Source organism: Paraburkholderia sp. BR14374, assembly GCF_040948685.1.
Taxonomy (GTDB): Bacteria; Pseudomonadota; Gammaproteobacteria; order Burkholderiales; family Burkholderiaceae; genus Paraburkholderia; species Paraburkholderia youngii.
Map to the genome: position 1 here is coordinate 1 of NZ_JBFPKF010000076.1, position 3,691 is coordinate 3,691.

2 protein-coding genes and 1 pseudogene are annotated in these 3,691 nt (G+C 60.3%); all 3 read right to left on the reverse strand.

Going from position 1 to position 3,691, the window contains the following annotated elements; translation table 11 throughout:
* On the reverse strand, positions 1 to 917 hold a 917-nt coding region (locus tag AB3X86_RS37855), incomplete at its 3' end, for a secretin N-terminal domain-containing protein (protein WP_368599859.1).
* Positions 918 to 1,000: 83 nt separating this feature from the next.
* Positions 1,001 to 1,536, reverse strand: a pseudogene (locus AB3X86_RS37860) (DDE-type integrase/transposase/recombinase); the annotation flags it as partial.
* 49 nt (positions 1,537 to 1,585) lie between these two features.
* On the reverse strand, positions 1,586 to 3,523 hold the full coding sequence (locus tag AB3X86_RS37865; RefSeq protein WP_368599860.1) for a protease pro-enzyme activation domain-containing protein: 1,938 nt from the start codon (positions 3,521 to 3,523) through the stop codon (positions 1,586 to 1,588).
* Between the last annotated feature and the right edge of the window lie 168 nt (positions 3,524 to 3,691).

The following is a 3,691-nucleotide window of genomic DNA, read 5'->3' on the forward strand; positions in this document are numbered from 1 at the left end:
GTGTTCTGGTTGAACGAGTTCGCCTCGTTCGCGCCGCCCGACGAGCCCTCGCCGCCGCCCTTGCCGAGCATGCTGCGCAGCGTGCGCGCGAGCTTCGTCGCGTCGGCATTGCGTAGCGGCACGACGTAGATGTTGCCCGGCATCGTGGTCGGCATGTCGAGCTGCTTGGCGAGCTCCTTGGCCGCCGCGAGGCGTGCGGTATTCGACGCGAGCATCAGCAGCGAATTGGTGCGCGGATCGGACCAGATCGACACCTTGGGCGTCGCGTCCGTGCTGCCGATCGAGCCCGGATCGAGCATCTTGTTCATCTGCTGCGCGATGTCGATCGCATTCGCGTTCTTCAGCGGCACGACTGCAACCGCCTGGCCGGCCGCGCTATCGACACCCGCGATGATCTGGGCGATGCGCTGCACGTTGTCGGCGTAGTCGGTGACGACGATCGTATTGTTGGAGGGGTCGGCCGCGACCGTGTTGTTCGGCGAGATCAGCGGACGCAGAACCGGCAGCAGATTGTTGGCCGACACATTCCTCAGCGTGAAGACCTGCGTGACGACCTGGTCTCCGCGCGCCGTCGGCGCGTTGCCGACGTAGGTCGGCACGCCTTGCAGCTTGGCGTCGGCCTCGGGCACCACTTTCAGCACGCCATGATCCTGCACGAGTGCGAAGCCCTGCATGCGAAGCGCCGATTGCAACGTCTTCAGCGCTTGATCCTCAGGCACTGCGTTTTCCGATACTAGGTTCAACTGACCTGTGACGCGTGGGTCGACAATGATCGTCTTGCCGGTGGCCGCGCCGATCGCCTTGGCGACCTGGTCGATATCGGCGTTCACGAAGTTGAGTGGCACCTGTGCGTGTGCGGTCGTCCCCGTGATCAGTCCAGCTAGCAGCAATGCGGTTAAGACGCGAGATAAAGCCATACGATTTGTTATCCGAATTTTTTTGATTCTGGTTAGAATTCAATGTGGGAGCGAAGAAACGGCAGGTTTGCCCTTGCATAAGTCAGGTCCCTGTTCTGACGGACATTGATCGGTGTGGGCCGCCCGGCGTTGAGCACTTTGAGCGCACCCAGATCGACTGCCGCCTCTGTTAACGGCAGCCGTTTCGGGCGCACCTTTCCGTGCAATCGCATTCTCGAAGCAACGTCGAACGGCGACCCTGTAGCGATGGGCACGCAACAGGAAATCGACCGTGTTAGCAGCCTTACCGATGATGAAGAGCAGGCACATCCATTGTGCCCTTGACCTTCACATAGGTTTCGTCCATGCGCCGGCTCCCGCCCATCGAGTGTTTGCATTCGCGAAACTCTTTTTTGAAGCAACCGTACGAGCTTGCATCCAGTGGTGCACGCTTGAGGATCGACCTGAATACTCCGTTCGTCTGTCAAAGCCAGATTACGTAAACTCAGCTGGTACGCAACGCACCAGCGCACACATCAGAATCACGTCCAACGCATAACGCAGCCGCTTTAAACACCTTGCCAATACCGGCGGACTGCCTCGTGCGCGGTGTCTTCGTGTTTGGCGTCATGCAGGTCACACATTGGGATTCGAAAGACTTTGCTCGACGCCGCTGACGCGACGGAACCTTACTGCGCGCGCCAACTCGGGATTGCCGCGCTGATCTTCGCGAAGTCCAAGCTGCCGAAGCCCGTAGTCATGTCCCAGCCTGGCTTCGCAGTGAAGCCGTAGCCATGGTAGCCGTTGTTGCCCGATGTCACGTCGTGGCACAGTGCCGTATTGCCCGGGAGATTTTCATAGAACGCCGGCGTTGGCAGGCGGAGGCTGTTGTTCGTGGCCGATTCGAGCCGCGCCCAGCCGCCCACGAAGATCGGTGACGCGAGGCTCGTGCCGCCGATTGGCGACTTCGTCTTCTGCCCGTTGAAGATGATGTAGGCGCCAGTCGATTTCGCAGCATCGAACGCCACGTCCGGCAGGACACGCTTCGTCACCGAACTGCCGAGCGCCGCGGTTTGCCAACTGGGCGCGGCTTCGTACGCGCTCACGCCCCCTCCCGTCGCCCAGATGCGCATCGCGTTGTCGACCGGCTTCCCAGTTCCGTCTAAGTCCGCGTACGCGGCGCCGTCATTCCATACGGTTTCGCCGGCCCACGTCATGGTGCCGGTCGTGGAGAGCATCGTGCCGCCCACTGTGACGACATACGGCGAACTCGCGGGATACTGCACGCTGTATTTGGACAGATCGTTTATCGTGGTGACCGAGGTGCCGTCGTCGGACGTGCCGATGTACCCTTTGTGTCTTTGCGGCGAATACGATCCAGCATAGACGCCCGCATCGCCTGAAGTGACTGAGAAGGTCTGTCCTTGCGCAACAGCCTGCTTGAACACGGCATCGGCGGCGGCGAGCGCGCCGGTTTTATAGGACGTATATTCGTCGTTCCCGAGGGACACATTGATGATGGTCGCCTTATGATCATGATCAGTCACCGCTTTGTTGTAAGCAGCGTTCACCGTTGCGTCGGTGACATGGTCGGTGCCGGGACCGCTCATGGCCGGATAGAAGATTAGCTCGTTGACGCCTCCGGATGTGCCGATGATGACCTGGCTGTCGAGAGCAAACTCGATATCGGCGCCGGGGACCGGGATGCCCGATCCATCCTCGACGACCGCCGTGTTGACCTTCGGCAGGTGTGCGGTTTGCGTGAAGGTGTTCAGGTCGTCAATGGTCTTAGTCATGTCGCCCCAGGCGATGATGCCCACCGTCGTGTTGGTCGCGGCGGGCAGACTGCTCGCGTCATAGATCTTCGCGAAATCGGTTGGCTCGTGGCCAACCAGCTCCGACGCGTCTGTCGTGTTCTTCTCAATGGAGTCCGGTTCGATGACCGCTTCCGGCGCGAAGCGTTGGAGCATGCTGTGCGGCACGACCGCATCCTGCAGACCGAGTACCGAATCAACGCTCGAGGCGAGCGATGACGGGACACGGGCTGACAAATCGTTCCCATAGGCCGGCTTGCCTTTATAGTTGAAGCGCTTGATGCTCGTCTGGAAGGCGCTTTGCACGTTGTTTGCGTTGCCGTCGGCGGAGATTAGCATGTTGTTCTCCGACACGGAGACGTTGAGGAAGCCGTTCGCCTTCAGATGAGCGACTACGGCCGTGACCTGAGCGTCGGTCGGCGAGAAACGCGCCTTGAACTCGGCCGGCGTGAGGTACCTGTGGTAACTGGGGCTACCTGGCTGATTGAGGTCGCGAAGGAACCTGTCGAGCGTTTCCTCGTTGCGGTGCCTCAGGGCCACGGCAATGTGCAGCGGCTGACTCAGTTCGAGCGGCGTCACATTCGTATCGGTCAGCGCCGGATTGCCGAGGCTGTTCAGCGAGTAGCTCTGCGGGGCAGAAGTTCCGGCCGGCGCCGGCGCGTTCGACAGGAGGAACGCTTGGGTGCGGGTCGAGACCCAGTCGGTCTCCGCTCGGGCGGACAGCGGGATCATCGTGACCGCTACGCCAAGGGAAAGGGCCGCCAGTTCAAAGGCTCTTGGGAATTTGCGATTGCCGAAATAGATTGTTTGCATAGTGACCTACGAAAATTCAACGAAGCTGGCGCGCGGCCTAGCAGGCTGTTGAAATACCCCTCGCTGGCGAGCAGCACTTCATTTCAATGAGTCGCTGCGCCGGTTTGGTTGATGTCGATTTGATACTCGAAGTCTTTCATTCAGGTGGGGCCAATGCCATCTCCTCGC

Excerpts from the sequence above, each read along its gene's own strand:
- AB3X86_RS37865 (WP_368599860.1), bottom strand. The coding sequence starts at position 3,523 with ATGCAAACAATCTATTTCGGCAATCGCAAATTCCCAAGAGCCTTTGAA.